The sequence below is a fragment of the Halorarum halophilum genome, assembly GCF_013401515.1.
Lineage (GTDB): Archaea > Halobacteriota > Halobacteria > Halobacteriales > Haloferacaceae > Halorarum > Halorarum halophilum.
This window is the reverse complement of sequence record NZ_CP058529.1, coordinates 2886197-2912769: the sequence shown is the minus strand read 5'-3', so window position 1 is coordinate 2912769 and position 26573 is coordinate 2886197. Positions and strand designations below refer to the sequence as shown.

Sequence of the window (26573 nt, the reverse complement as noted above, 5' to 3'; positions counted from 1 at the left end):
TGGAAGCGTTACTCCGCGTCGAACCGCTCCGCCAGGTCGCGAATCCCCTCCCCGAGCGTGTACTCCGTCTCGAAGCCCGTCCCCGCGATTCTGTCGAAGTTCACGTGGTAGGACGGGCCGGGGTGTTCGTCCTCCAGGTAGGTGATGTCAAGGTCGCGGTCCAGCTCCGCCTTGACCGCCTCGGCGATCTCCTCGATGCGGTAGTTCGCGTCGGCGTCGCCGACGTTGTACACCAGGTGGTCCCAGGCACCCGGGTCGAGCGCCGCGTCGGCGTACGCACTGGCGGCGTCCCGTACGTGGATGAACGGGCGCCAGTTCGAGCCGTCGCCGTACACGGTCAGCGGGCGGTCGGTGAGCGCGCGGAAGACGAAGTGGTTGACGACGAGGTTGAAGCGGACGCCCGGCGAGTAGCCGTAGTTCGTGCTCATCCGCAACGAGACGCCGTCGAATCCGTGCTCCTCGATCCCCTCCCGGAGGAGCGACTCCGCCTCGTACTTCGTCTCCGCGTAGGGGTTGAGCGGGTCCGGTTCGACCGTCTCGTCGATGTTCTCGACCGCGGCCCGGCCGTAGATGTTACACGACGAGGCGAAGACGACGTTCGAGACGTCGAGTTTGCCCGCCGCGCGGAACACGTTCTCGGTCGCGTCGAAGTTGACGCGGAACGTCTCGTCCCGCCGGTCGTGCGTCGAGGATGCGCCCGTGATGGCGGCGAGGTGGACGACCACGTCGACGCCGCGCATCGCGGACTCGACGTCGCCGTACTCCGTGATGTCGCCCCGACGGAAGCGGAGCGAGTCGTCGCTGCCGAGCCCGCTTCCCATCAGGTTCCGCGGGGTGGACATCGAGAGGTCGTCCATGACGGTGACCCGGGAGACGCGCTCGTCCCCGCACAGCATGGGGACGAGCGCGCTGCCGATGTAGCCGCAACCGCCGGTGACGAGGACGTGCATGGCGGCACCGAACGACCCGGTTACACAAAACGGTCGGGGTTGGCACCCGCCCGCCGGTTCCCGGTGTGTGGACGAGACCGAACGGAGGTAGCCTTCAGCACCTAATCAGCCGCGACGAGATGATCTTCCAGAGAACTCTTCGGCGTCGGCTGACGTTCCCGAGGAGTGCGTGGGGGACGAGTTGAACGATCCAGCTCGGCCGTGGAGCGGCCGCGTGTTGCCATTACACCACCCACGCGCTGACGAAAGGGGGAGGACTCGAACCTCCGGGGCCGTGTTTCAGGCCACCCACCGGCGGGGTGGATGCTCTTCCAAGCTGAGCGACCCTTTCGCGCTGCGTCTTCCTCTCGCATCCGTTCGAAGACGCGCTACCGGTCTTGTAATCCGCCCGCTACCGTGCGGTTAGCCCGCACGCTCGATTTCTGGTAATCGCTCGCTAAACCGGGGCTGCGGCGGGGAAAAAGCTCGCGGCGTCGACGGATAGTGTGCTCGCGTTCGAGAACGGACGGGCGACGCGGCTCAGTTCGCCTCGTCGGCGAGCCGGTCCTCGAGGACGCCCGGCAGGAACCGGTCCTCGTGCGCCCGGATGGTGTCCGCGTTCTCGACGAGCGTCTCGAGGACGTTGCGGATGCCGTCCTCGAAGGAGACCGACTGGCCGCCGATGAGGTCGGCGTACCGGTCGTTCTCGATCTCCATCTGGTGGGTCTCGTCCTCCTCGCGGGGGTTCTCGAAGTGCTCGACCTCGGTACCGAGGTCGAACTCCCCGGCGACGTCCGCGATCGTCGTGCCTATCTCGACGATGGAGATGGCGCGGGTCACCTGGTTGTAGACGGTGACGTCGTCGGGCCTGTCGTCCGGGTCGCCGAGCGCGAGCTGTGCGAGCCCCTCGACGGCGTCCTCGAGCGCGACGAACGGCTTCCGCTGTTCGCCCCTGCCGTACACCGTGATGGGGTAGCCGGCGACGGCCTGGGCCGCGAACCGGTGCGCGACGACGCCGAAGTAGTAGTCGAAGTCGAAGCGGGTCGCGAGCCGGTCGTCCCTCGCCGTCTCGTCGGTCTCGGCGCCGTAGACGATGGCCGTCCGCACGTCGGAGACGGGGATGCCGAACTGTTTGTTCGCCAGCCGCAGGTTCGCCGCGTCGTGGCTCTTGGAGAGGTGGTACCAGGACCCGGCCATCGCGGGGAACGGCACCTCGTCGCGCTCGCCGCCGTTCTCCATCGTCGCGCCGCCCTCGGGGATGGGGAACTCCGGCGCGCCGTACACGCCCGTCGTGGTGGTCTCGATGAAGTGGGTATCTGAGAGGTCGTGCTCGTGCAGGCCCCAGACGAGGTTCCGAGTCGCCGCCATGTTGTTCTCCTGGGTGTAGTTCGCCCGCTCGCCGTTGATCTGCGAGTACGGCGCGGAGGGCTGGGCCGCCGCGTGGACGATCGTGTGGGGCTCGTGGACCTGGAGGAGTTCGTTGACGAACGCTCGATCGGTCAGGTCGCCCTCGACGAATGAGAGGTTCGTGAGGCCGAGCGCCTCCTCGGCCGCGTCGAGGCGGGTGTCGATGTCCGCGACCGGCGTCGCGGAGACGGCGCCGACCTCCTCGACCCAGTCACGCCGGCCGAAGTTGTCCACGAGGACGACGCGTTCGTTGGTCCGGGAGGCGATGCGGATCGAGGTGGGCCAGCCGAGGTAGCCGTCGGCGCCCGTGACGAGGATGCTCATAGTTACTCGGATTCTGAGTTACTACGCGAGCACAAAACCGTATCGGTTCGGTCGGGCAGGTAGCTCCTCCGTAAATTACCCGCAACAAATCACATGGAGACCGCCGTAACTAAGGCCTAAACGGCTCGGAAACGTCACCATTGGTACGAATTATTCGGTTAGAGGAGTGCACTGTCGACCGGAAGTGTCGTCCGGCCCGAACGAGGAGAACGCCTTCGACCACCCTCCATCCTCCCGATCAGGCCGGTAGCTCGACGCGGGAGACGCGCCCCGTATCGGGATCGTACCGTCTCACCGGAACGGACTCATCACCGTTCGCAGGATCGTGGTCCCGGCGCCCGTCGAGCACGTCGGCGTAGATCGCCTCCAGCCGTTCGGCCATCCGCTCCAGACTCACCGGCTCGACCGCCTCGCGGCCGTTCGACCGCCGAGGGTTCTGCAGGATCGAGACGAGGCCGTCCACGAGTTCGGCGTCCGTGTCGCCGACGGTCGAGGGCGAGACCCCGTCGAGTCGCTCGGGCACGTCCCCCACCGGGGTCGAGACCACGGGGAGATCGCAGGCCAGCGCCTCCTTCACGGAGTTCGGGGAGCCCTCCTGCTCGGAGGTGAGGATGAGGGTGTCGGCCGCGTTCATGGCAGTCGACACGCGTTCGTGTGGCTCGCCGGAGAGCGTCTGGAGTCGGACGTCCGCGTCGACCCGCTCGGCGGCGCGGTCGACGAGCCGCCTCGCCCGCGGGTAGTCCTTCACGACCCGTCGCGGCGAGTACGGGAACAGGACGTGTCTGGCCGACGGCTCCCAGCCGAGTTCGTCACGAGCGGCCGCCCGGTCCTGTGGGGAGAACAGCGAGCGGTCGACGCCGTGCGGGACGACGAAGCACTCCCGGTCCAGGGTCCGCGCCATCCGTTCGGACATGACCACCACCGCGTCACAGCGGCCGGCGCAGGCCCGCGTCACCGGCCCGTACCGGTTCGTCAACTCCGTCCCCCACAGCGAGCAGACGACCGGCCGCCGCGGCTGGGCGAGCGCGGCGGGGGCCGTCAGGCCGCTGTTCGCGTGGACGAGGTCGTAGTCCCCGACCGACCGTCGCAGCACCGTCGGGTAGAAACGAATGTAGTCGAGGACGGACCGCGACGCGGCGTCCGGCCCGGGGTCGTGGCGGCCGGGCACGGGGACGGTGGTGCAGTCGGTCCCCCGTCGGTCGAGGACGCGCACCTGCTGGTCGTAGAAGCGCGCCTCCGCCTTCGTCACGAGGTTCAGAACGCGAGTCATGGCTCCCGCTGAATCCGACCCGAGCCCGGCGCGCTCGCCCGGTTGCCGCCCCCGTCAGCAATCTCAGAGGCCTCCGTCAGCCCCACCTCGCCGCCCCCGAACCCGCCGATCTCGCCGATGATGCCGGTCTCGCCGTCACGCAGTTCGTCCACGCTACCCCCCGCCTCGCTCACCGCACGGTCGTCGACGAGCGCCTCGACCGCCTCGACAATCCGGTCGGCGACGCTCACGTCCCCGGTCGCACCGTCGGCCGTCCCGGAGTGCCACTCGGTCGAGAGCGCCTCGCGGATGGCCGCCTCGTCGGCGCCGACGAGCACGTTCGCCCCCCGCTCGACGGTCCCGGTCCACTCCGTCCGGTCGCGCATGGTGACGCAGGGCGTCCCGAGGTAGAACGCCTCCTGCTGGACCCCCCCGGAATCGGTCGCGACGCGGTCGGCGGCGTCCAATAGGTGGACGAAGTCGAGGTAGCCCACGGGGTCGACGACGCGGAGTTCTGCCCGCGCGGCCGCCAGCAGGTCGAACTCGTCCAAGCGTCGGACCGTCCGCGGGTGCGCCGGGAACACGACCGGCTTCGGCGAGGCGGCGAGCCCGTCGACGATGGCTTCGAGACGCGACCGGTCGTCCGTGTTGCCGGCGCGGTGGACCGTCGCGAGGACGAACTCGCCCTCCTCGAGCCCGAAGTCGTCGAGCGCCGTCGAGCGACGGGCCGCGGTCGTCCGCGTCCACGCGAGCGAGTCCCGGACTGTGTCGCCGACGAGCGAGACGTGCGCGGTGACGTCCTCCTCCGCGAGGGTCCGGACCGCCTCCGTCGTGGGTGCGAGACAGGCGTCGGAGAGGTGGTCGATGAGGACCCGGTTCCGCTCCTCGGGCATCGACGGGTCGCCGCTTCGCAGGCCGGCTTCCACGTGCACCACCGCCAGTTCCCGTCCGGCGCCCGCGACGGCGCCCGCGAGCGCCGAGTCCGTGTCGCCGTAGACGAGGAGGGCGTCGGGCTCCTCCCGGTCGACGACGTCGCGAAGGTCGGCCAGCAGGGACCCCATCCGCAGGGGCGAGTCGTCGTTGGCGGCGTCGAGCGGGTACTCGGGGTCCGCAATGCCGAGTTCCTCGAAGAACACGGCCGACAGCTCCTCGTCGTAGTGCTGGCCGGTGTGGACGAGCACCCCTTCGTGAGCGGCGCGCACCGCCCGCGAGACGGGGAACGCCATGACGACCTCCGGCCGCGTGCCGACGACCGAGAGCGCCTTCATGCCACACCCTCCGCGCTCTCGGCCGTGTCAACGCCGCCCACGCCGTCCACCCGGTCCTCGCCGTCCGCGCCGTCCGAGCCCTCAGCCCCCTCGGCGAGCACCGTGTCGACCACGACGTCCGTCACGTCGACCTTGTCCGCGAGCAGGCGCTCGCGACGGCGGCCCCAGCGGTCGGCGGACTCCGGGTCGGCGAGCAGGTCGACGGCGCGGTCGACCGCGACGCGCTCGTCGGCCGTCGAGACGAGCAGGCCGTACTCCGACTCCAGTTCGCGGAAGTTGCTCATGTCGTCGGCGCCGGCGAAGGAGTTCGACCGGACGCTCGGCGTGCCGAGCAACGCGGCCTCAGTCGCCATCGTCTGGGAGTCGCCAACGTACAGGTCGGCGTACGCCAGCAGGTCGTGGACGTCCTCCGGCGCGACGGGCAGGCGGTACTCCTCGAACTCGTCCGGAAGCGGCCCCTCGCACGTGAGATACACCGCCCCGTGGTCCGAGAGCCGCCGGAGGAGGTCGCGTTTTGCTGCCCGGGAGAACCCCCGCTGTCCGACGTCGTGGTGGGCGTCCCACGAGACGAACCGCACGACCGAGTACGGCTCGTCCACGTCGACGCCGGCCGCCTCGAGGGAGGTCGGATCGGGGTCGAACCGCTCCGGGTGCAGGTACGCGAGCTCGTGGAAGCCGTCGTAGCGCCGGTGGGCCGGGCCGAGGTCGGTCGCGAAGCCCGCGGGCGTCCAGATGACGTCCGCGAACGGGCGGGTGATGCGGGTGGCGAACCGCGCCGCCTCGCTGTCCGTGAAGAGGACGCACGAGGCGCCGACCAGCCCGGCGGCGTGGGCGGCCGCGGGGCTGATCTGGCTCACAATCACGTCGGGGTCGAACGACCGCGCGAGGCGTGCCATCCGGACCTCGCGGGCCGCCCACTCCGCGGCGAGCGCGAGCGGCGAGCCGCCCGTCCGCGAGACGGGGACGTGCGGGATGTCGAAGGCGTCCAGGAGCTCCAGCGTGACGTCCTTCCCCCGCGACGTGACGAGGAGGTCGTGGCCGCGCTCGTCCAGTTCGTCGATGGCGTGTCTGAACAGGTGGACGAGCGCCGGGTGGGTGACGTCGAAGAGGAGCCTCATCCTCCGTTCCACACCCCCGAAGGGCGAGTCGTGAGCGAGGTGACACCACGCGATATACGGCGTACCGCCGGGATCGACGTGGCCGGCCGGTCGAACTCGTCGACCGGTGCTGGTTCGGCCGCGTGGTCGTCGAGTGGAACAGGGTACTCCATCGCGATGGTGAACAGTCTGGTAATCATTCACAAAGTAATGTCCGAGCTAACTGTCCGGAGACGGGTGATATCCGGTAGCTATCCAGTCATCCTTCCCGTTCGTGAGTCGACCCGTCGAGAACGGCTACTCCGAGACCTGGCGGAGTGGCTCCGAAGCGGACGCCCGGCCGAATCGGCTCCACGCGCGCCCCGACGACTGGCCACCTCTATGTGGACCCTGCCCGAACCGGAGGGCATGGACGGTATCACGACGCGCGACCCGGACGCGGTCGAGGCGCTCGACCCGGCGATCGCGTTCTACACGGTCAAGCGGGTGGACGGCGAGACGGTCGCACCCCGGGCCGACGCGGTCAACTCGATCGCCTGCTTCGGCGACTCGGGGACCGGGACCGACGACCCGGACCGACTCGCAGTCGACGGGGTGGGGGAGCCGGCGACGGCGACCCGGCCGGGGTTCGACTGGGACTGGGTCTGCCCGACCGACGACGCCTACCGCGACCGGCTGCTCGACTGCATCGACGACTGCGTCGCCGCGAGCCCGGACGTTCGACTGATGACCGTGGGCTTCCCCGGCGAGGCGTTCTGTCAGTGCGAGCAGTGTGACCGCTCGTTCAAGGAGAGCGAGTACGGGGACCGTGTCGACTGGCGCGCGGCGGTCGTCACCGAATTCGTCGAGTCTGTCGCCCAGCGAGTGCCCGGGAACCTCACCCTCACCGCGCACCCGGACCCGTATCCCGGAAGCCTGATGCGCAGACGGGGGGTCGACCTCGGGGCGCTCGACGACGTCGTCGACGAGGTGCTGGTCCCCCTGTGCGACCCGTCGTACGAGACGACGTACTGGCTCGAGACCATCGCGCGGGGGTTCGCGGCCGCGGTCGAGAGCAGGCTGACGGTTCAGCTCTCCGTGCCGTCCGACCGGTCGCGACTCGACGCCGCCGGCCGCGCCGTCACCCCCCACGCGGACCAGGTTATCGTCGGCGGGTCACGCGAGACGCTCAGAGACGAGGATTTTCCAGCAGTCCAAACGTTCTGAGCGTGCTCTGCGCAGAGGCAGGATAATCGACTAATGGGGAATAGCCAAATCTTGATTAGCCTATTTTGAGTTTGGTTAGGCTGAGCGACCGTTCCTGACCGCGTTCGACGCGCTCAGTTCTCCCGGACGAACATGACCGTCTCGATGCCGGGCGTCCGCATGTCGAACTCGTGGACCCGGTAGCCGTCGCCGAGGCGCTGGCCGAGCGCCTCCCGATGTTCGGCCCGGGCGATGACGACCGGCGGCGTCCCCTCGGCGCCGACGGACTGGGGAACGCGCGTCTCGTTCCCGGCCGCCGTCTCGACCGTCTCGGGCGTCTCACAGACGACCGCGAACTCCTCTTTCTCGAGATACCAGGCGAGCGGCAACGAGTCGAACCACTCGATGCACGCGGGCGTGCGGACGGCCTCGCTGTCCCCGTCGACGAAGTAGGAACCGTAGACGAGCACATCCGGGCCGGTGGTGTCGGCGTGGGCGGCCCGGGTCATGTCCTCGAGGGCCGGTCGCATCTCCTGGTTCGGCTGGGCGTACTGGACGAGTTCATTGTCGTCGGCCGTCGGATGGAGGTAGGAACTCGAGACGCCGGTGACGGCAGTCATCCCCGCGACCGAGACCAGGACGACCAGTACGAGCGCGACGCCGACGCGGTCGTCGCTCGCCAGCGCGTCGCCGCCCCAGCGCACGACCGTACCGAGGCCGACCGCCGCCGGGATGGCCAGCGGGACCAGCGCGTTCACCATGATCCAGCCGCCGAAGATGTCGGTCCCGAGCGGGTAGCCGAGCACGGAGACGAACCCCCAGTAGGAGGCGAACATCACCAGCGACCGGGGGCGTTCCGCCGCGTACCGCTCGGCCAGGAAGCCGAAGACGGCAAAGCCCATCAGCGGGAGGGCGTAGTTCCGGAGGACGGTCACCGCCCGATCCAGGAAGCAGAGGTAGCCGTCGATGACGTTGTCCTTGTGGCACTTCGGATCGGAGGGGTGGCCGAACCAGTACTCGAAGCCGCCGCGGATGGCGTCGACCGTCGCCTCGACCACCGTCGGGAGCTGTGCGGGGTTGCTCAGCGCGGCGTAGAGGCCGACGCCGTCGCCGCTCCCGACGCGCGGCGCGTAGAAGAGCAGGATGACGAAGCCGAAGAGGAGGAGGGCCAGCGCGAGGTGGCCGGCGACGTGGGCCGGGGAGTGACGATCCAGGAGGTCGTCGAGCGACTCGGGGCGGTAGGCGCGGAGCCGGTCGAGGCCGGTCCGGCCGTCGCCCCGCCGGAACAGCGCGGTGTCGGCGACCAGCCCGCCGGCGCCGAGCCAGCAGAGCAGGTAGACGACCATGTTCTCCTTCGCGGTGAACCCGAGCGCGACGAAGACGACCGCGAGGTGGGCGTACCACGCGTCGCGGGTGTCGACCCACCGCACGAGGAGGCCGAAGGCGACGAAGGCGAAGCCGGCGACGAGGACGGTCGACCGGAAGAAGCGCGAGTAGTACAGCAGGACGGGGTTGAACGCGAGGAACAGCGCGAGCGCGACGACCTCGACGCCGCCCAGGCGCTCGCGGAACAGCAGCGCCGAGAGGGGAAGCAGGCCGCCGATGACGGCCACGACCAGCCGGGCCGCGAAGTCCGTCGTCCCGAGCAGGGCGAACGCGACCGTGTTGACGTGCTGGACGAACGGCCCGTGGATGATGTAGCGGTACTCGAACGAGCCGGTCCGCATGTACTCCATGGTCCACCAGGCGACGCGGGCCTCGTCGAAGTGGGCGACGCGGTCCCCGAGGAGGACGAGGCGGACGAGGAGGGCGAGGACGGTCACGGCCAGAACGACTCGCGGAACGGAGAGCCGATAGGGCGCGACCGGGAGGGCACCGTCGTCGGACATCACCCACCCAGTGGACCCAGGGGGTTAGAATTGTTCTGGTCGAAACCGCTGGCGCGGGCGGGGGTTCGTCGAATATCGGGCCAAATCATGAGGGAGTGGAGGCTGTTCGATGACGCCCGAGTAGTGCGAAGCGGTGAGGCGCGACAACGGCTATCGGTTCAGCGCGACCGAGGGCGAGGAACCGGCGTCGAGCGTCCGGGAAAACGATTTTGCCGCCGACGGAGTAGATGTACCCGATGGCCGAGAAAGCAACTGGCACGGCCCGACTGACGTGTCTCAGGTGCGGGTTCGAGGCGCCGGTGGGCGACGAGTGGAACGAGGTCGAGCACCCGCCGCTGGGGACGCTCACGCAGTGTCCCGAATGCGGGAGCACCAACATCCACAGCCACGAGTAACGGTCGGTCGACGGGCCCTGCTGCCGCCGTACCGAGAGCTACTCGTAGTAGTCCTGGCGCTCGACGACCTCGCCGAACGCGACGGTCTCGGTCACGTCGGTGATCTCGATGGTGACCCGTTCGCGGAGCTCCGTGTCGGGGACGATGACGACGAACCCGCGGTCGACGCGGGCGATCCCGTCGCCCTTCTCCCCGATGTCCTCGATCTCGACGGTGTGCTGTTCGCCCTCCGCGACGGGCTGGTCGGATGGCCCACGGTTGCGATCCGGGGAGCGCACCTCGCGACGGCGGTCGTCGCTGGAACGGTCCTCGTCGGACTGCTCCGGTTGCCCCGCGTCCTCCACGGAGAGGAGCGCGACCCGGTACGTCCCGCCCCCGTCCAGTTCCCCGATCGTCACCTCGTTCCTGGGCACCTCGATGACGTACGAGTCGCCCTGCTCCTCTACCTCGCCCGCGAATACACACAGTAAGTCCTCGGAGATCTCCATCAGTTCAACCTCGTTCCGTGGTACTCGGTCGAAGCGTCGCATGAGTCTGCCGGTTCCGGGCGATGCTGACTGTAGTTGCTGGCGTGGGCGGGTCGTCCGTCGACGCAGAAAGGAGTGCGCGTCGAATCGCTCGAACAGGGCGTTCGATATGGAAATCGCTCGTCGTCGCGGTCAGCGACGTCGCCGAACGACGAGCGCGATCGCCGCCAGCAGCGCCAGCAGCGCGGTGCCCGCCGTGAACCCGGGAGTCGTCGTCCGCGTGGTCGTCGTGGTCGGAGTGGGTTCCCGTGGCGACGTCGTCTCGGTCGCCGTGCTCGTCGCCGTGGGCGACTCCGTTCCATCCGCAGTCGGAGTCGACGTCGGCCGGTCGGTCGGCGTCGGCGATGGAGTCCGGGTCGGCGACGGCGTCGGTGTCGGGTCGTCCTCGCTGTCGCTGCTGTCGCCGTCGTCGTTCCCGTCGTTATCGTTCCCGCTGTCGTTGTTCCCGTCGTCGTTTCCGCCACTACTTCCACCGGAGGACGCAGCGGCGATGGTGAACGAGTGCGTGAACGTCTCGACGTTGCCGGCGCCGTCCGCGACGGTCACGGTCGCGTCGTACGACCCCGCCGAGAGCCCGGTCGCGTCGTAGGAGGCGTAGCGCTTCGTGACCGAGAGCCGCGAGGCGTCGGCCGGTTCCCCGTCGAACTCGAACTGGACGCTGCTCGCGTCCACGCCGCTGATGTCGTCGCTGTAGTCGAAACGCACGTCGGTCCGCGTCGTGCCCGCCGCCAGCGTCCCGGTCGGGCCGGCCCCGTCCAGCGTCGGCGCGCGGGTGTCGGTGACGACGGTGCCGTACGTCGAGAAGTGGGCGACCGAGGTCACCCAGTACTCGCCCGTGGTGCCGTTGACGGTCACCGTCCGGATCTCCGTGCCCAGGTCCTCCCACTCCTTCGTCGTCCGGTTGAAGTAGCTGAGGTTCACGTCGCCCTTCCCCGCGCCGCGCGGCAGTCGCAGTTCGTCCACCGGGACCCCGATGGTCGCGTCCGTGAGGTTGTCCGTCAGCTGCGCGCCCAGCTGGGCGCGCAGGAAGTTCAGCCCGGCGCGGTCGTTCCCCAGCGGCGCGAGGGGCGTCCGACTGTCCGTGAGCACGACGTACGTGTCGTCGACGTCGGCGCTCGTGTTGAACCGGACGAACGTGCCCGACGGCTCGAGCACCACGGTGACCGTCCGGTTCGTCGTGGTCAGGTTCCGGAAGGTCGCGGTCGCGTTGTCGGACCCCTGATTGCCGGCGTGGTCGACGCCCGTCGCGTCGATCTCGTATCGGCCATCCTCGTCGATGCCGAACGTCCCGTTCCACTCCGTTCCGGTGCCCGTCATCGTGACGGACGTGTCGGTGCCGTCAGGTCGCGTCACGGTCACGTCTATCGAACCGGTTTGGAGCGGTTCGCTCGCCGTGAGGTTCACCGCCGCAGTCGTACCGTCGAGTCGCGAGAGGCTCGCGCCGAGCTGGGGCCGCGTCCGGTCGACGACGACCGTCTCGGTTCCGAAGACAACGTTCTGGTTGCCGGCAGCGTCGGTCGCGAGCGCGGCGACGGAGTAGTTGCCGTCGTCCGGCATGTCGTCCGAGTCGAAGGTCGCCGTCCAGTTCCCCGCCGTCGCGTCGAACGTCGCGTTCTCGATGGCGACGAACTCGGCGTCCTCCGAGTCCAACCCGACCAACACGCTCTCGATCGAGGAGTGTTCGTCCGTCGCGTTCACCTCGACGGTGACGGTCCCGTTCGCGTAGACCGTGTCGCCGGCCTCGTTGCTCCCGGCGACGTCCACGATATCGAGCGTCGGGGGCGTCGCGTCGATCGCCTGGCCGCCAAGTTCGAGCACCACCGTCGGTTCGTCGGCGTCGGTACTCGCGACCTCGACCGTCGCGGACTTCGTCCCGAGCGTCGTCGGTGCGAACTCGACGGCGACCGTCTCGGTTCCGCCGGGAGCGACGGTGAACGGACTCGACTGCACCGTGAAGTCACTCGCGTTCGCTCCGGCGACGGTGAACCCGGTGACGTCCAGCGCGGCGTCGCCGGTGTTGGTCACCGCGAACGTCGTGGTTTCCGTGTCGTCCACTGGGACGCTCTCAAAGTAGTGACTACTTGGTGAGACGTCTATGTCGGGCACGGGCTCTGCCGTGCCCGTTCCGGACAGCATGACGTGGACCGCCGGGTCGTTCGGGTCGTCGGTGTTCACCGTCAGCGTCGCCGTGTCCGGATTCTCCGACGTGGGGGCGAACTCTACGGTTACGTTGTGGGATTCGCCGGGACCCAGCGCCAGTTGCGTGTCCCCGGCGACGACGTCGAAGCTCCCGAAGTCGGAGGAGCCGAGCGTCACGCCGTCGAACGTGAGCGTCGTATCGCCGACGTTCTCGACGGTGACGTTCGCCTCGGCCGTCGAGCCGACGGTTACGTCGCCGAAGTCGAGCGTGGATGGCGTGACCTGTACATTCGCCTGGCCACCCTCGACGGTGCCGGTGAGCGGGACGCTCACGACCGGTTCATCGGGGTCGTCGGTGTGTATCTCGAGCGTAGCTGTCTTGGTACCGGGAGTTTCCGAGGTCAGATATACGCGCACGTATCCGCTACCTCCCGACCAGAGGAAGGAGTACGTCTGCGAATCGTCGGAGGTGATCGAGAACTCGTCGGCGTCCGGGCCGGTGATCACCGAATCGGACCAGTGGAGGTCCCCCTGTCCCAGGTTCGTTACCTCGAAGTCCTTGTACACCCACGCGTCGACCTCGGCGGTGCCGTAATCCCAGCTCGATGGCGTGACGTCCACGTCGGGTTGGGGCTCCGTCACGGTCACCTCGACCGGCGGCAGGTCCTCGATGGAGACGTTGTAAGTCCCGGTACTCGAGAACGAGTGGGTGACCTCGATCAGATCGTCGTCGTTGTAGCCGGTGCCGACCGTACCGGCGGTCGTGTCGACGACGCTGTCGTCCACTTTGAGACTCGCAGTGTACCCACAGGCTGCGTCGCCCTGGTTCTCGACCGTCGCGGAGACGGTGAACGACTGGCCGGTGGACACGTTCTCGCTCGACACCGTCAGTCCGTAGTAGTCGAAGAGCGTCTTCGACTGGTTCGTTGGGCCGCCCTCCAGTGCAAGGAGCGAGTACGTGTTGTCGTCGTTCTCCAGACCCGTCGTGTATAGCAGGCCATCGACGACGGCCGGCGTGAACGCGTGTTCGTCGTAGGCGTCGTAGCGCCACATCAGATCGCCGGTGTCGGCGTCGTAGGCCCTGATGGCGCTGTCCGTCGTGGGGACGTACACGACCCCATCTGCGTAGACGGGAGAGTACCTGACGGCCGAGCAGATCTGGGTGCTCCACAGCTCGTCGCCACCGGTCGCGTCGATGGCCCGGACGGCTCCGTCGGCGGTGAAGTACAGCGTGTCGTTCACCAGCGCGGGCGACGATCCGGTGTAGCCGTCGACGTTCGCGGGAGCGCTCCAGATGGGGCTCCCGTCCGTTGCGTCCAGCGCGTAGATGCTCGCGACGGTACTGTCCCACTCAGCGTCGTCGACGTAGACGACGCCGTCCTCGACGACCGGCGAGTGGAGGCTCGACCCGGTACCGGCGATCGACTGATTCCACACCACTCCGCCGGTGGCCGCGTCCAGCGCGTAGGTGTAGCCGTCGTCGCTCGTGACGTAGACCGTCCCATTCTCGACGGCCGGCTTCACGTTCATCCCGTAGTACGAGCTCGCCCGCGTGAACGTCCAGAGGACCTCCCGCGTGGAGGCGTTCAGTGCGTGGACGGTGCCCGAGTCCGCCGAGTCAACGTACGCGTATCCCGAGACGTACGCGACGTCGTCCACGACGGTGATGCCGCCGACGTCCCCCAGCCCGTTGTACGTCCAGAGCCGCTCGCCGGTCGCGGCGTCGAACTGGTAGACCCTGCCGTCGGACGTAGCGGTGTAGACGTAGCCGCCGGCGTAGGTCGGCGGGACCACGACGTCGCTCGCGGAGTAGGTCAGGTACTGCCACTGCAACTCGCCGTCGGTCGCGTTGAACGCGTAGACGAACGCGCCGCCGCTGACGTGGTTTCCACCGACGAACACCGTCTCGTTCGCCAGCGTCGGGCCGGTCGTCCATTCGTAGGAGTGGTTCACGGACCAGTTCACGATATCGCCGCCGACCGCGGTCGGCGCGCCGGTCCCGGTGTTGTTGCCGGTGTTCCCGGCGTCGAGGCTCTCCTTCGGCCAGGCGTCGGGCCCGGACGGCATCTCGCGCGGCCCGATGAACGGGATGGTCTCGCCGTCGCGGGAGTCGCCGGCACTGACCGTGACGCCGGCAGTGCGGTCGGCGAGGTACGCGTTCATCCCCGTGTCCTCGTAGTTCGGTTGCAGAGTGAACACGTAGTCGCCGCGCTCGTCGAGGCGGACCGTCCAGGTGGCGGTCTCGCTCTCGCCCGGGGCGAGCGTCCCGTCGCGGGACGGGTAGTTCCAGACGTGGTGGTCTTGGCGATCCTCGTCCGGGGATACGAGGAGGTTCGCGTTCCACGACCGGGCCATCGTCCCGCGGTTCGTCACCGTCGCCGTGACCGTGACGTTCTCGCCCATGTCGACCCATTCCGAGTCGACAGCGAGGTCTGTGAACTCGAAATGGCCGCCCTCGGCCAGTACACGCAGCGGTTGTCCGGACTGCTCGACCGTGAACAGCGTGCCGTTCGCGACAGCGAGTACCGTCCCCGATGCCCGCGCGGTAATGTCCGTACTGCCGTAGTACTCCCCGGTCTGTGCGTCGTAGAGGTGCGTCGGTTCGTCGTCGCCCTCGCCGATGTAGAGCAGCCCGTCGACGGCGAGCAGTGTCGACGGGTAGGCCGTGCTCCAGTTCCAGTCGAGCGCGCCATCGGCTGCGTCGATCCGGTAGAGGTGTGACCTGTCGTAGGAGATGCCGTTCCCCAGCTCGTACTGGCGGAGGAAGACGGCGTCGTCGGTGACGACGGGGTCGAAGAGCCGCCAGCCGTCGGCGGTCTCGTCGAGGCCGTGCGGGACGAAGCGCCATCGCTCGCCCCCGTCGGAGACGTTCAGCGCGTGGAGTTCTGGCTCCGCGTCGCCGTCGGCGCCAGCGGTCTGGTTGATGACGTAGACAAGGTCGCCACTAACTACCGGCTGCTCGGTCAGGTCGAGGTTGAACGGTCGCGACTCGGTCGACCATCGCGCCGTGCCGCTGGAAGCGTCGATCGCGACGAGATCGTCGTAATGTACCCTGGAACTGTCCACCCACTCCTCGTTCTGAAGGGCCGCATAGACGGTGCCGTCCGCGACGGCGATACCGTGGAAGAGCTCCGTTGTACTGCGTTCGGTTCGATCGTACGTCCAGGCGACCGACCCGTCGGTCGCGCTCAGCGCGATAACGGAGGCGTTCGCGTACTGATCCGTGTTCGGTTCGTAGGTCCCGCCGGCAACGTAAACGCGCCCGTCGGCGACGATCGGCGCCTGGTCGGACGTCAGCGACCGGTTCAGCGAGGTGTCGTGAGTCCACTCGACGCCACCGTCGCTCGCATTCAGCGCGAACACCGTACCGTCGCCGTCCACACCGTTCCCGTCGAAGTTGAACGGCGTCGTGTAGAGGTAGACCGTGTCCTCCTCGACGGTCGCAGATCCGGCCGGGAGACGGTTGCGGTCGGAGACGTTGAACTCCCACTCCCGGACCCCGGTATCGACGTCGTAGGCGGCCAGGCTGAAGATGGTGTTCTCACCGTCTCGGCGCTGGCTGTGGACGACATAGGCGGTCCCATCGGCGACGACAGGGCGGGTGTCTCGGTGGAAGTTGTTGACGTTCCACCGTTCCTGGAGGTGATGCTTCGGTGCGACTGCGTCCGGGTTGCTCCCAGTGAGACCGGCGTCGAACTTCCAGGTGGGCCAGTCGTCGACCGGGGTGGAATGGATCACCTCGACAGTGACAGACTCAGTAGATGGGCCGACCTCCAGGTCGCGCTTGATCGAGAGGTTCCAGGACCCGGAGGTGTTCAATCGCGTTTCGAACGTGAACGTCTTCGACTCGCCGGCGTTCAACGTCCCGTTCACCCGGTCCGTAGCCCACCAGTCCACGTGCAGCGGCGGGTCGGCCATCAGCGAGAGATCGTATTCGCGAGCCTCGTCGTCGACGTTCTCGACGGTCACGTCTACGGCGACGAGTTCGCCCGGCGCGGGGGTCGTGGTCGACGTCGTCAGCCCGGAGAACGCGAATGGCTCCGCCTCCAGGGCGTAGACGCGGACGATGTCATCGTCGGTCACGTCTTCCTCGTCGGTCGTGTGGACGTACACGCGTTCGTCAGCGATGACGGGGTCGGTTGCCTGTCCCTCGACTCGATAGGTCCAGAGCACGTCGCCCGTATTGCCATCGATGGCGTCGACGAATCCCCGATCGTTGGTCGCGTAAACGACGCCGTCGGCGACGGCGGGCGGGTTCGCGTCTATCGTCGTGTAGACGAGTCCGACGTCGATGTCGCCGGCCATCCGGTGGACCCACTGACGCTCACCGCTGGCCGCATCGAGCGCGTGGATTCCGTTGCCCATCGAGACGTAGACCGTCCCGTTCGCCACCGCGGCGCCGTTCGGACGGGCGTGTGCGTCGTGAATCCACTCGACGTGGCCGTCGGAGGCGTTCAGCGCGTAGAACTTCGGATCGTACACATCGCCCCCGAACTCCACCTCGTCCCCGGCACCGACGTACACCGTGCCGTTCACGACGGTCGGCGCCATCGTGATTCGACCTTCGACCTCGAACCGCCAGCGCTCGCTTCCGTCGGAGGCGTCCAGCGCGAACACTGCGTACTCGCGGTCCCAGCTATCGGAGAGCTTCCACGTCGCGTAGACGGTGTCCCCGTCGGCCGACAGACCGCCGCCTACGTCATCGGCGTGCTGGACCGACCACAGCTCGTCGCCCGTCGCGAGGTCGAACGCGTACAGTCGGACCTCGTCGACGTTTTGGTAGTACCGCTCGACGTAGACCGTCCCGTTCGAGGCGACCGACGACCGGGCCTCGAAGTCGGTCACGGTCCAGAGCTCCATGCCGTCAGTGACGTCGTAGGCCCTGACCGATTCCTCGTTGTAGCCGCTCGTCGTAACCACGGCCACGTCCTCGGAGACGGAAACGTGATCGACGGTGAGGTCGCTGACGGCCCATAGCTGCTCACCGGTCTCGTTGTCGAGGACCCGGAGCCCGTCACGCGTTGGAACGAACACCCGACCGTCCGCGACGGCTGCGGGCTCGTTCCGGGTCAGGTTCTCGGCCTCGAACACCCACCGGGCGTCGACGTCGGTTGCTGGCCCGGACGCGTTCGGGTCGTGCCCGGAGCGTCCCGAGTCGTGGCCCGAGGTCGGCCAGTCGGCGAACGCGGTCGATTCGCCGAGAGTTGCCGAGGGGTTCGATTGATCAAGATCGGTCGGTTGTCCGGCACTCTCGGGGAAGGCACCCGCGACTCCGCTCGCGGCCACCGTCGAGAGGACGACGAGCAGGGCCAGTCCGACCGCCCGCCACCTCCCGCGTTCGTTCACGCGGACCACCCGGTCGCGATCGACTCGTTCAGACCACGGTGCTCGGGGACGGGTAGGGTGCTACTAACGGTCATGAGTAGTATACGTTCGATGATACCTCGAACTCCGCAGGGCTGGATATACCCACCCACCGACACGGTCACCACGATCCGAACTCGTTTCGGGAAGTGGAACGGTTTCGTTCGGGAACGCGCCGGCGGGTAACAACGCTTTTCGTGGTGTGTTTCCAGTGACCGGTATGATAGAGCGGGAGTCGGGGGACGTCACCGAACTTCTCGACGTGTCCATCTCCCGGATGGACGTCCTCGACCTGTTGCGGACCGGCCCGCTCCGTCGGGCAGAACTCGAATCCGACCTCGGGGTCTCCAAGACGACGGCCCACCGGATCGTCAGGGCGCTCTCGGACCACGGCCTCGTCGAGCGGACAGTCGAGGGCTACGCGCTGACCCCGTTCGGCCAGGTCGCGGCAGAGGAGGTGGTCCGGACGCGGCGAACCTTCGAGGCGGCCGACGCCCTGCGCCCCTTCCTTGACGCCATCGCGGCGGTTCCGTTCGACCTCGACGTCTCGCAGTTCGCGGACGCCGTCGTCACGACGGCCCGACCGACCGACCCCTACCCGCCGGTCGCGCGCTTCATGGAGCTGCTGGCCGGGTCGAGCACGCTCAGGGGGTTCGACACGACCACCATCGCGCCGATCTTCGTCGACGACATCCGTCGGGAGATCCTCGGCGGGATGGAGGTGAGCGTCGTCTACCTCCCGGACACTGCCGCCCAGATCGCCGACGCCCACCCTGAGGAACTCGCCGACTCGATGGCGAGCGGGAACGTGGAACTGTTCACGAGCGAGTCGCTCCCGTTCGGCCTGGCGCTGTTCGACGACCGGATCGGCATCGGCGCGTACGACACCGGGACGGGCATGTTGACCACCTTCGTCGACACGGACGACCCCGACGCGATCGAGTGGGGCAAGGCCCTCTACGAGCACTACCGCGAGGACGCCGAGCCGTTCGAGCCACGGGTATGAGCGACGCTTCCGGGAATGGTCCCGGTCCGGCGAGAGGGTTCAGGTGCGCAGCCACCGACTCCGCCTGCTCACTTGCATCGTACCAGCAGACGACCCGAACCGTTCGAGAGCCGGTGTCCCGAGGAGCGTCGCTCAGACCGGGCCGTAGAGCGAGACCGCGATGATGCTGGCGGAGGCGATGGTGTTGGTGGCGACGTGGGTCACAGTGCTGCTCGCGGTCCCCCAGCGGTGCCGGACGAGACCGAAGACGAGGCCGAGCGCGAGGAGCGTCGTCAGCCTAGCGACGGAGCCGTCGACGACGACGTGCTTGAGCGCGAACAGTACCGCCGTGACGGCGATCCCCGGAGCGACGCCCCAAGTGTCGACGAGCTCGGTCTGGACGATCCCCCGCCAGACCCGTTCCTCGGCGATCGGCGCGAGGAGGCCGTTCCCGACGAGGAGCAGGACGGCGACCCACGGCGACGCCCCGATCGCGGCGCCGAGTCCCTCGGTCTCGGCCGCTGCCTGTGTGTCAAGATCGAACAGCATGGCGTCGACCTGTGCGGTCACGACAAGCAGGACGAAGGCGACGACGGTCGCGAGCGCACCCGCGAGGAGCAGTCGGATGGACTAGTCGTACTCCCAGTCGGCACGGGACTGTCCGCGGTCGAGCGCGTACCTCGACAGCAGGATGGCGATCAGGGGGAAGCCGACCGCCAGCGCTAGGTAGTCGCCGATCGTGGGCGCGTCGAGGAGGATTCCGGCGAGCGCCGCGCCGCCGTGTCTGAGGAGGTACTCGAGGACGATCCAGCTCACGACGACGACGAGCGCGAGTCGGGTGGAGGAAGCCCGGGACATACCACCCGCTGTCAGGGAGCCCACCTATTCCTTGGCATCCGTTGTCGTGACGGACGCGGGGCCATGAGCGGTGCTGGACGCGGAACCGAGTTCGAAGGACCGCTTGACACCCGCTTCGTCACAGCACTCGGGGGCGCCAAGGCGTCCTCCACTGAACGCTGATAAAGCGAGGGTGGGGCGCCAGAACGCTTTTTGGACTCATTCGGAAACGGAATCCCATGGGCTACTCGAAGGAGAACTACGAGGACGTCGAGCCGAAAGCGCCCGGGATGTACTTCCTCCGCGACGCGCTGGGCTGTGAACAGCTCGGGCTCACCGTCGTCGAGGGTGACGAGGAGTGGTCCGGGATGGAACACGACCACGAGGACGAGGAGCAGGAGGAAGTGTACCTCCTGCTGGAGGGCTCCGGGCGTATCACCGTCGACGGCGAGGAGGTTTCCCTCGAGTCCGGGGACGTCGTCCGAGTGCCGCCCTCGGCCACGCGGGAGTACGAGTTCGACGAGGCGAGTCGGATGATTATCGCCGGCGCGCCGTGAGCAGGGCCCTGGTGCACTGCTCCTGAGCAACCATCTCGGAGCCCGATCGCTCGTGGACATTTTCAGAACTCGGTACTGCCGCCGAAGCTGTCGCCGAATCCACGTCAGCACGTTCGATCGTCCCAGCCCGGCCGCGATTGCGAGGCCGGCGTAGACGGAGAGTGGATAGATCCGAACCCGTCGCATCGGGTCGTCAGGTGCGAATAGGGGGGTGAGCGGGGTCGCGATCACCGCGCAGAAACGAACGTGACGACGACGCGCTCGCCCCTGGACGGAGGTGCCGAACAGTCACCCAGATCACGTCTCACGAGGAGATAGATCGGCGCGGCGACGAGCGTCAGACCGACGCCCACGCTCCAGATTCATGCCCGGTCGTTACCGCGTGCACTCGCGCCCGTGTACGTCCAATACGCGACCGCGAGGAGGGCGGTGAACGGGACGGCGAACCAGACGAGGGATCCGGTCGTGTCGAGAGCTAGAGGTGTTTGCGTCGTTGGACACCCTCGGATATGAGGGGGTTCGTCCGTCGATGGTCAGTACGTCGCGCAAACCGGATACCGAATGCGCAAAGGGGGTTCTTCGGTGTGCATCCCGAACTGGTCCGTATGACTTTGACAGCAACCGAAGAGGATGGGGCCTCAGCAACCACCCAGTGGTTGCACGGATTCTGGGCGTATTACCGGGAATACACCCACACAGCGATGCACGCGGCTTCGGCGGCGGCACTCACCGCGTTCGGGCTGCTCGTCTTCATCGACCGCCTCTTCGTGCTGCTGGCGATCGCCACGTACCTCTTTCCCCCCCTCATCCTCTATCATCGCGACACACCCCTCGGGACGACTTCGGATCCGTCACCAGGGGCCACGCTTCAAGCCGAGTCGGAGTCGAACTCGGACGACGATTCCGATACCGACTCGGATAGCGACGACGGCGACAGTGACTCCGACAGTGATGATGGAGACACTGATTCGGATGGACCCAATAGTGACGCGGATGCTGACGGTGCGGATGCCGACGCCGACGCTAATGGATAACACACGTTCCCGTTACCGCGGCCGACCACCCAGACACCTCGATGGGCACACAGGGTCTTGCACTACCGTGCGGAGGTTGACGAACCGCTAGAGGCTCGGTGGCCGCCCGGTACAGCTGGTCCACCCGTCACCGGGCGGGAATGAGAGGAGTGATCGGTCGGTTCGGCTCAACGGCAATCACCAGGTCAGCCCCTCGTAGATGAGCTCATCAGTCGGCTCGACGATCCGTCGTCCGTCGACGACGACCGGAGAGGTCATCGCGTCGAACTCCGCGTCCAGCGCCCTGAACTCGTCCCAGCCGGTAACGACAGCAGCACCATCGGCGCCCGAGAGTGCCTCCGCCGCTGAGCCGGCGTACTCGATGTCCGGGAAACGCTCGCGCATGTTGTCGGTCGCGACCGGATCGTACGCGACGACGTCGGCTCCCCGGTCCAGGAGTCCCTCGATGACGGGAATGGCGCGTGAGTGCCGAACGTCGTCCGTGCCCGGTTTGAATGCCAATCCGAGGACCGCGATGCGCGCCCCCTCGAGGTCGACGTGGCTCGCGAGGATGTCCAGAAGCCTTTCCGGCTGCCGGTCGTTCACCTCGACCGCCGCAGTGAGCATCGCGGGGTCGTAGCCCGCCTCTTGGGCGGCCGCGATGAGTGCTGCCGTATCCTTGGGAAAACAGCTCCCGCCCCAGCCGAGTCCACTCCTGAGGAAGTGTTCGCTGATCCGGTGGTCGAGGCCGATCGCGTCGGCCACCTCGTACGCGTCGAGGCTGAACTCCTTGCAGACGTTCCCGAGGTCGTTGATGAGGCTGACCTTGGCTGCGAGGAAGGCGTTGTTCGCGTACTTGATCATCATCGCCGTCTCCGGGTCGGTTCGAACGACCGGTGCGTCGTGGCGTTCCAGAAGAGGTTCGAACACGGCCTCCAGGCGCTCGTGCGCCCAGTCGACGTCCGTGCCGACGACGAGCTTGTCCGGGTGGGTGAAGTCCTCGACCGCAGTTCCCTCTCGCAAGAACTCCGGGTTCGTCCCGAACGCGACGAGACCCGTGTCGTCGGTCGCGAGGTCCTCGCCGAGTCCACGTCGGAGCGCTGCGCGGACATCGGCGAGTGCCGGCGGAACGACGGTGCTCTTGGCGACGACGAGATGGTGGTCTCCGCTATTGGCGAGGGCCTCGCCGGTCATCTCAGCGGCGGCTTCCAGGACCCCCGTATCGATGCTGCCGTCCTCGCGGGCGGGCGTCTGGATCGCGAGGAAGGTGACGTCCGCGTCGGCGACGGAGTCGTAGGTCGTGGTCGCGCGGAGGGTCGTCCCTGCGTGTTCGGCGATTAATTCGTCGAGGCCGGGTTCGTGGATGGGTGCCCTGCCGTCGTTGATGGCCGCGACCACGTCCTCATCGATGTCGATCGCCGTCACGAGGTGGCCGAGATCCGCCAGCGACGCCGCCAGCGTCGACCCGACGTAGCCCGAGCCGATGACTTTGATCTCCATTGGCGGGTGACAGTGATGCGGCGCACATGAGGGTTCGCCTTCGAACGAGGATCGTCATGCGTCTCTCAAACTATTTACCCGAGGGATCGATGTGGTGGGGTATGCAGGCTGTCGTACTCGCCGCGGGGGAGGGAACGCGGCTCCGCCCGCTCACCGAGGACAAACCGAAGGGGATGGTCGAGGTGGCCGGCCAGCCGATCCTCACCCACTGTTTCGATCAACTTGTCGACCTCGGGGCGAGCGAGCTCATCGTCGTCGTGGGCTACCTGAAGGAGACGATCATCAGCCACTACGGCGACGAGTACGAGGGCATCCCGATCACGTACGCCCACCAGCGCGAGCAGAAGGGGCTCGCACACGCCCTGTTGACCGTCGAGGAGCACATCGACGACGATTTCATGCTCATCCTCGGCGACAACATCTTCCAGGCGAACCTCGAGGACGTCGTCCAGCGCCAGCAGGAGGACCGCGCCGACGCGGCGTTCCTTGTCGAGGAGGTCCCCTGGGAGGAGGCGGGTCGGTATGGGGTGTGTGATACGAACAAGTACGGCGAGATCGTCGACGTCATCGAGAAACCGGAGGACCCCCCCTCGAATCTCGTGATGACGGGGTTCTACACGTTCACGCCGGCCATCTTCCACGCCTGCCACCTGGTCCAGCCGTCGAACCGGAACGAGTACGAGATCTCCGACGCGGTCGGCCTGCTGATCGCGAGCGGGCGGACGATCGACGCGATCGCGCTCGACGGCTGGCGCATGGACATCGGCTATCCCGAGGACCGCGACGAGGCGGAGCGGCGGCTCACCGGTGAACTCGAGGACGCCGAAGCGAACGCGTAGCGTCCGTATCTTCGCTATTGGCGTGACGATATCGAAGCGCTTACCGACCGACTCATTCGGTATCGGGTATGAAGATTCTCGTGACCGGCGGCGCGGGGTTCATCGGCGGCCACCTGGCCGAGGCGTTCGTGGGAGACGGCCACGACGTCACCGTCCTCGACAACTTCGAACCGTTCTACGACGTCGGCATCAAGCGCCACACGGTCGAGCAGTGCCGCGATGTCGCGTCGGAGAGTGACGGAAGCTATCGACTGGTCGAGGGAGACGTTCGCGACGCCGACCTCGTCGACGAGGTCGTCTCGGGGATGGACGCTGTCGTGCAACAGGCCGCACAGGCCGGCGTCCGCACGAGCGTGGACGAACCGCGGAAGGTGACCGAGATCAACGTCGACGGGACGGTGAACGTCCTGCAGTCGAGCGTCGACGCCGACGTCAATCGGGTGATTATCGCGAGTTCCTCGTCGGTGTACGGCAAGCCGGAGTCCCTTCCGTACGACGAGGATCACCCGACACAGCCGGTGAGTCCGTACGGCGTCACGAAACTCACGTAAGAACACTACGCGCGGGTGTATCACGAACTCCACGACCCCTCGACGGTCTGTCTGCGGTACTTCACGGTCTACGGGCCGCGGATGCGCCCGAACATGGCAATCTCCAACTTCGTCTCGCGGAGTCTCAACGACGAGCCGCCGGTCATCTACGGCTATGGCGAGCAAACGCGGGACTTCACGTTCGTGGGCGACGTGGTCGACGCGAACCGGACGTTGCTGACCTCGGACGCGGTGGACGGCGAGGCAGTCAACATCGGAAGCACGGACACGATCACGATCACGGAGCTCGCGGAGGAGATCCGCGACCAACTCGCACCCGACCTGGACCTCGTCTATGAGGAGGCGCGGGAAGCCGATACCAGGCACACCACCGCCGACGCGAGCAAGGCGCGGGAGCGATTCGGGTACGAACCGTCGACCGACATCCGGAGCGGCGTCGAGCAGTTCATCGACTGGTATCGGGCGAACCGCGACTGGTACGAGCCGCTCGTCCGGTCATCCTGAGCCGTCGTCCGACCGAGAGTGTTCGTCGGTCCCGCGTTCGAAGGGTCCTCGTTTAGGGGCCGAACAAACTTAGTTTGGTTTTCAATTCTTGTTCCGCTTGTTGATAAGTAGTACGCAGGACTTAACCCCGCTCATGCAACACTAATTTGACGATGAATGCGGGCTGGCGGTACCGACTGCTGGGCGTCCTCGGCGTAGCCCTGCTCTCGGCGATCACGGTCTCGCTCGTCAACAACGCGAGCGTCCAGACTGCGGCGGCGGCAGTGCCCGTCCTCTCACGACTCTCGTCCGAGCCAGCGGGGACGGCCGAGTTCACGATCGAGGTGCTGGCCACGGTCGCGGTGTTCGTCGGGGCGTTCCTCCCGCTGTACAAGCCACGGCCGCGGCGCATCCTCGACACGGTCGCGCTCGCCCAGAAGCGCGTGCTCGTGGCGATGTTCGCGCTGGCGACGATCGGCTACTTCGACTGGACCTACCGGCTGCCGCGACTGACCGTGCTGCTGGTGACGCCGATGCTGTTCGTCGCGTTGCCGGCGTGGTTCGCCTGGATCCGACGGCGGCCGACCGAGGGGCACGAGCGGGCGATCGTGGTCGGGGACGACCCGGACCTGATCGGGGAGGTCGCACGCGAGGTGGAGATTCCGCTGCTGGGCTACCTCTGTCCGACGAGCGCGTTCCGGGTCGACGTCGGCGACGACGGGCGGATTCCGGCGATGGCCGACGGTGGGCACACGCATGTTGGCCTGGACCGGCTGGGTGGGCTGTCCCGCATCGAGGACATTCTGGTCGAGTACGACATCAACACGGTCATACTGGCGTTCGAGCACGCAGATAGAGCGGAGTTCTTCGGGGCGCTGGATGCCTGTTACGAGCACGGCGTCGCGGCGAAGGTGCACCGCGACCACGCTGACTCGGTGTTGACCTCGGGGGAGGGCGTGGGGACGCTGCTGGACGTGGAGGTCGAGCCGTGGGACGTGCAGGACTACATCGCGAAACGGGTGTTCGACGTGGTGTTCTCGGTGATTGGGTTGGTCGTGTTAGCTCCCGTTATCGTGGGGATTGCGGTGGCGATCAAGTTGGACGATGGGGGGTCCGTGTTGTACCAGCAGGAACGGACGGCCGTGTTCGGGGAGACGTTCGACGTGTACAAGTTCCGGTCGATGGTCGAGGACGCGGAAGGAGAGACGGGTGCGACGATCAGTGAAGAGGACGCCGGCGGTGTTGATCAACGTGTGACGTCGGTGGGACGAGTGCTGCGGCAGACACATCTGGACGAGATACCGCAACTGTTGTCGGTGCTAAAAGGCGACATGAGCGTCGTTGGGCCGCGTCCTGAGCGGCCGGAGCTAGATACGGACATTCGGACTGGAACTGTGAATTGGCAGAAGCGGTGGTTCGTGAAGCCGGGGTTGACGGGCCTGGCACAGGTGAACCACGTGACTGGGGCAGAGCCCAGTGAGAAGATTCGGTACGATCTTGAGTACGTGCGGCGCCAGTCGTTCTGGTTCGACGTGAAGATGGTCGTCCGGCAGTTGTGGAAGCTGTTCGCGAACGCGACCGACGCCGTGTTTGGTCGGCGTGGATGAGTCTTTCCCAGGATGCGCAGCCACCGGGCCCCCAGAAGCTGTATTCCGAGGTGACGGGTGGGGGGCGTACCACGTCCACGCGATGAGTCGGGACTAGGCGGCGATGGGGCACGACGTGACAGTGCTGACGTTACGGACGGAGGACGACCATCCGCACGTCGAGGAACGTGACGGATACACCGTCGCTCGCTATCAGACGACGGTGAGTGCCCTTGGGAACGAAATGTCGCTGGATGTGGCGTCGTACCTCCGAAGTGCGGACGACTTCGACGCGATCCACGCACACTCGCACCTGTACTCCTCGACGAACCTCGCCGCACTGAAGCAGGTATTCAGTGAGACGTTTGTGATAACAATACACGTGACAAATACAATTGTAATTTAAGGTAATTGCAAATTTACTTCAATTACTGTGACAATGAAACCAG

The 26573-nt window shown here is 67.1% G+C and carries 19 protein-coding genes and 1 pseudogene; 9 read left to right on the top strand and 11 right to left on the bottom strand.

The genetic code is table 11. From position 1 onward, the window contains the following. Window positions 1–8: 8 nt before the first annotated feature. From HUG10_RS14645 to HUG10_RS14625, 5 genes are all read right to left on the bottom strand, one after another. Window positions 9–950, bottom strand: a complete 942-nt coding sequence (locus HUG10_RS14645; protein ID WP_179170277.1) for an NAD-dependent epimerase/dehydratase family protein — start codon at window positions 948–950, stop codon at window positions 9–11. Between the two features lie 519 nt (window positions 951–1469). After that, window positions 1470–2660 (bottom strand): NAD-dependent epimerase/dehydratase family protein, encoded by a 1191-nt coding sequence (locus HUG10_RS14640; protein ID WP_179170276.1) that lies wholly within the window; start codon window positions 2658–2660, stop codon window positions 1470–1472. A gap of 238 nt (window positions 2661–2898) precedes the next feature. Then, window positions 2899–3930 (bottom strand): glycosyltransferase family 4 protein, encoded by a 1032-nt coding sequence (locus HUG10_RS14635; RefSeq protein WP_179170275.1) that lies wholly within the window; start codon window positions 3928–3930, stop codon window positions 2899–2901. Further along, the gene (wecB, locus tag HUG10_RS14630; RefSeq protein WP_179170274.1) at window positions 3927–5177 is read right to left on the bottom strand and encodes a non-hydrolyzing UDP-N-acetylglucosamine 2-epimerase; all 1251 of its coding nucleotides are present in this window, start codon (window positions 5175–5177) and stop codon (window positions 3927–3929) included. The genes HUG10_RS14635 and wecB overlap by 4 nt, the downstream gene beginning before the upstream one ends. Next, the gene (locus HUG10_RS14625) at window positions 5174–6295 is read right to left on the bottom strand and encodes a DUF354 domain-containing protein (protein WP_179170273.1); all 1122 of its coding nucleotides are present in this window, start codon (window positions 6293–6295) and stop codon (window positions 5174–5176) included. Before HUG10_RS14625 ends, wecB begins: the two co-directional genes overlap by 4 nt. 387 nt (window positions 6296–6682) lie before the next feature. Between HUG10_RS14625 and HUG10_RS14620 the strand changes: the two genes are divergently transcribed. Next, on the top strand, window positions 6683–7480 hold the full coding sequence (locus HUG10_RS14620) for a hypothetical protein (RefSeq protein WP_179170272.1): 798 nt from the start codon (window positions 6683–6685) through the stop codon (window positions 7478–7480). 113 nt (window positions 7481–7593) lie between these two features. On the opposite strand, the gene HUG10_RS14615 is transcribed toward HUG10_RS14620, so the two are convergent. Next, entirely contained in the window at window positions 7594–9348 is a 1755-nt protein-coding gene (locus tag HUG10_RS14615; RefSeq protein WP_179170271.1) for a flippase activity-associated protein Agl23, read from the bottom strand. A 236-nt stretch (window positions 9349–9584) separates the two neighbouring features. Here HUG10_RS14615 and HUG10_RS14610 point away from each other — a divergent pair, with 236 nt between their 5' ends. Beyond that, the gene (locus HUG10_RS14610; protein ID WP_179170270.1) at window positions 9585–9743 is read left to right on the top strand and encodes a hypothetical protein; all 159 of its coding nucleotides are present in this window, start codon (window positions 9585–9587) and stop codon (window positions 9741–9743) included. A gap of 38 nt (window positions 9744–9781) precedes the next feature. Here the strand turns inward: HUG10_RS14610 and HUG10_RS14605 are convergent, their stop codons facing one another. Both HUG10_RS14605 and HUG10_RS14600 read right to left on the bottom strand, forming a co-directional pair. Continuing rightward, entirely contained in the window at window positions 9782–10231 is a 450-nt protein-coding gene (locus HUG10_RS14605; protein ID WP_179170269.1) for a TRAM domain-containing protein, read from the bottom strand. Window positions 10232–10402: 171 nt separating this feature from the next. After that, window positions 10403–17755, bottom strand: coding sequence for an outer membrane protein assembly factor BamB family protein (locus HUG10_RS14600; protein WP_179170268.1), 7353 nt, complete (start codon window positions 17753–17755; stop codon window positions 10403–10405). Window positions 17756–17993: 238 nt separating this feature from the next. Here HUG10_RS14600 and HUG10_RS14595 point away from each other — a divergent pair, with 238 nt between their 5' ends. Further along, window positions 17994–18779 (top strand): helix-turn-helix transcriptional regulator, encoded by a 786-nt coding sequence (locus tag HUG10_RS14595; RefSeq protein ID WP_179170267.1) that lies wholly within the window; start codon window positions 17994–17996, stop codon window positions 18777–18779. A 132-nt stretch (window positions 18780–18911) separates the two neighbouring features. Here HUG10_RS14595 and HUG10_RS21695 read toward each other — a convergent pair whose 3' ends face one another. Together HUG10_RS21695 and HUG10_RS21690 are read right to left on the bottom strand one after the other, a co-directional pair. Then, on the bottom strand, window positions 18912–19328 hold the full coding sequence (locus tag HUG10_RS21695) for a CPBP family intramembrane glutamic endopeptidase (RefSeq protein ID WP_218780602.1): 417 nt from the start codon (window positions 19326–19328) through the stop codon (window positions 18912–18914). A 60-nt stretch (window positions 19329–19388) separates the two neighbouring features. Beyond that, window positions 19389–19616 (bottom strand): hypothetical protein, encoded by a 228-nt coding sequence (locus HUG10_RS21690; protein ID WP_218780601.1) that lies wholly within the window; start codon window positions 19614–19616, stop codon window positions 19389–19391. A 218-nt stretch (window positions 19617–19834) separates the two neighbouring features. Between HUG10_RS21690 and HUG10_RS14585 the strand changes: the two genes are divergently transcribed. Both HUG10_RS14585 and HUG10_RS14580 read left to right on the top strand, forming a co-directional pair. Continuing rightward, window positions 19835–20152: a cupin domain-containing protein gene (locus HUG10_RS14585; RefSeq protein WP_179170266.1), complete on the top strand. Its 318-nt coding sequence runs from the start codon at window positions 19835–19837 to the stop codon at window positions 20150–20152. 605 nt (window positions 20153–20757) lie between these two features. Next, window positions 20758–21186 (top strand): hypothetical protein, encoded by a 429-nt coding sequence (locus HUG10_RS14580; protein WP_179170265.1) that lies wholly within the window; start codon window positions 20758–20760, stop codon window positions 21184–21186. Window positions 21187–21363: 177 nt separating this feature from the next. Here the strand turns inward: HUG10_RS14580 and aglM are convergent, their stop codons facing one another. Further along, window positions 21364–22665 carry a UDP-glucose 6-dehydrogenase AglM gene (gene aglM / locus HUG10_RS14575; RefSeq protein ID WP_179170264.1) on the bottom strand — a complete coding sequence of 434 codons (1302 nt, stop codon included), beginning with the start codon at window positions 22663–22665 and terminating at the stop codon, window positions 21364–21366. Between the two features lie 101 nt (window positions 22666–22766). Between aglM and aglF the strand changes: the two genes are divergently transcribed. From aglF to HUG10_RS14555, 4 genes and pseudogenes are all read left to right on the top strand, one after another. Then, window positions 22767–23504, top strand: a complete 738-nt coding sequence (aglF, locus tag HUG10_RS14570; RefSeq protein WP_179170263.1) for a UTP--glucose-1-phosphate uridylyltransferase AglF — start codon at window positions 22767–22769, stop codon at window positions 23502–23504. Between the two features lie 68 nt (window positions 23505–23572). After that, window positions 23573–24559: pseudogene (locus HUG10_RS14565) on the top strand (GDP-mannose 4,6-dehydratase). A gap of 152 nt (window positions 24560–24711) precedes the next feature. Continuing rightward, complete coding sequence (locus HUG10_RS14560; RefSeq protein WP_179170262.1) at window positions 24712–26145, top strand: sugar transferase; 1434 nt, start codon at window positions 24712–24714, stop codon at window positions 26143–26145. A gap of 103 nt (window positions 26146–26248) precedes the next feature. Next, complete coding sequence (locus HUG10_RS14555; RefSeq protein ID WP_246310153.1) at window positions 26249–26530, top strand: glycosyltransferase; 282 nt, start codon at window positions 26249–26251, stop codon at window positions 26528–26530. Window positions 26531–26573 lie beyond the last annotated feature (43 nt).

Bases quoted from the DNA above. Each gene is read 5' to 3' on its own strand.
- wecB (WP_179170274.1), bottom strand. From the start codon at position 5,177: ATGAAGGCGCTCTCGGTCGTCGGCACGCGGCCGGAGGTCGTCATGGCG.
- HUG10_RS14625 (WP_179170273.1), bottom strand. From the start codon at position 6,295: ATGAGGCTCCTCTTCGACGTCACCCACCCGGCGCTCGTCCACCTGTTC.
- HUG10_RS14555 (WP_246310153.1), top strand. From the start codon at position 26,249: ATGGGGCACGACGTGACAGTGCTGACGTTACGGACGGAGGACGACCAT.
- HUG10_RS14610 (WP_179170270.1), top strand. From the start codon at position 9,585: ATGGCCGAGAAAGCAACTGGCACGGCCCGACTGACGTGTCTCAGGTGC.
- HUG10_RS14635 (WP_179170275.1), bottom strand. From the start codon at position 3,930: ATGACTCGCGTTCTGAACCTCGTGACGAAGGCGGAGGCGCGCTTCTAC.
- HUG10_RS21690 (WP_218780601.1), bottom strand. From the start codon at position 19,616: ATGTCCCGGGCTTCCTCCACCCGACTCGCGCTCGTCGTCGTCGTGAGC.
- HUG10_RS14605 (WP_179170269.1), bottom strand. From the start codon at position 10,231: ATGGAGATCTCCGAGGACTTACTGTGTGTATTCGCGGGCGAGGTAGAG.
- aglM (WP_179170264.1), bottom strand. From the start codon at position 22,665: ATGGAGATCAAAGTCATCGGCTCGGGCTACGTCGGGTCGACGCTGGCG.
- aglF (WP_179170263.1), top strand. From the start codon at position 22,767: ATGCAGGCTGTCGTACTCGCCGCGGGGGAGGGAACGCGGCTCCGCCCG.
- HUG10_RS14560 (WP_179170262.1), top strand. From the start codon at position 24,712: ATGAATGCGGGCTGGCGGTACCGACTGCTGGGCGTCCTCGGCGTAGCC.
- HUG10_RS14580 (WP_179170265.1), top strand. From the start codon at position 20,758: ATGACTTTGACAGCAACCGAAGAGGATGGGGCCTCAGCAACCACCCAG.
- HUG10_RS14585 (WP_179170266.1), top strand. From the start codon at position 19,835: ATGGGCTACTCGAAGGAGAACTACGAGGACGTCGAGCCGAAAGCGCCC.
- HUG10_RS14620 (WP_179170272.1), top strand. From the start codon at position 6,683: ATGGACGGTATCACGACGCGCGACCCGGACGCGGTCGAGGCGCTCGAC.
- HUG10_RS14615 (WP_179170271.1), bottom strand. From the start codon at position 9,348: ATGTCCGACGACGGTGCCCTCCCGGTCGCGCCCTATCGGCTCTCCGTT.
- HUG10_RS14595 (WP_179170267.1), top strand. From the start codon at position 17,994: ATGATAGAGCGGGAGTCGGGGGACGTCACCGAACTTCTCGACGTGTCC.
- HUG10_RS14640 (WP_179170276.1), bottom strand. From the start codon at position 2,660: ATGAGCATCCTCGTCACGGGCGCCGACGGCTACCTCGGCTGGCCCACC.
- HUG10_RS14645 (WP_179170277.1), bottom strand. From the start codon at position 950: ATGCACGTCCTCGTCACCGGCGGTTGCGGCTACATCGGCAGCGCGCTC.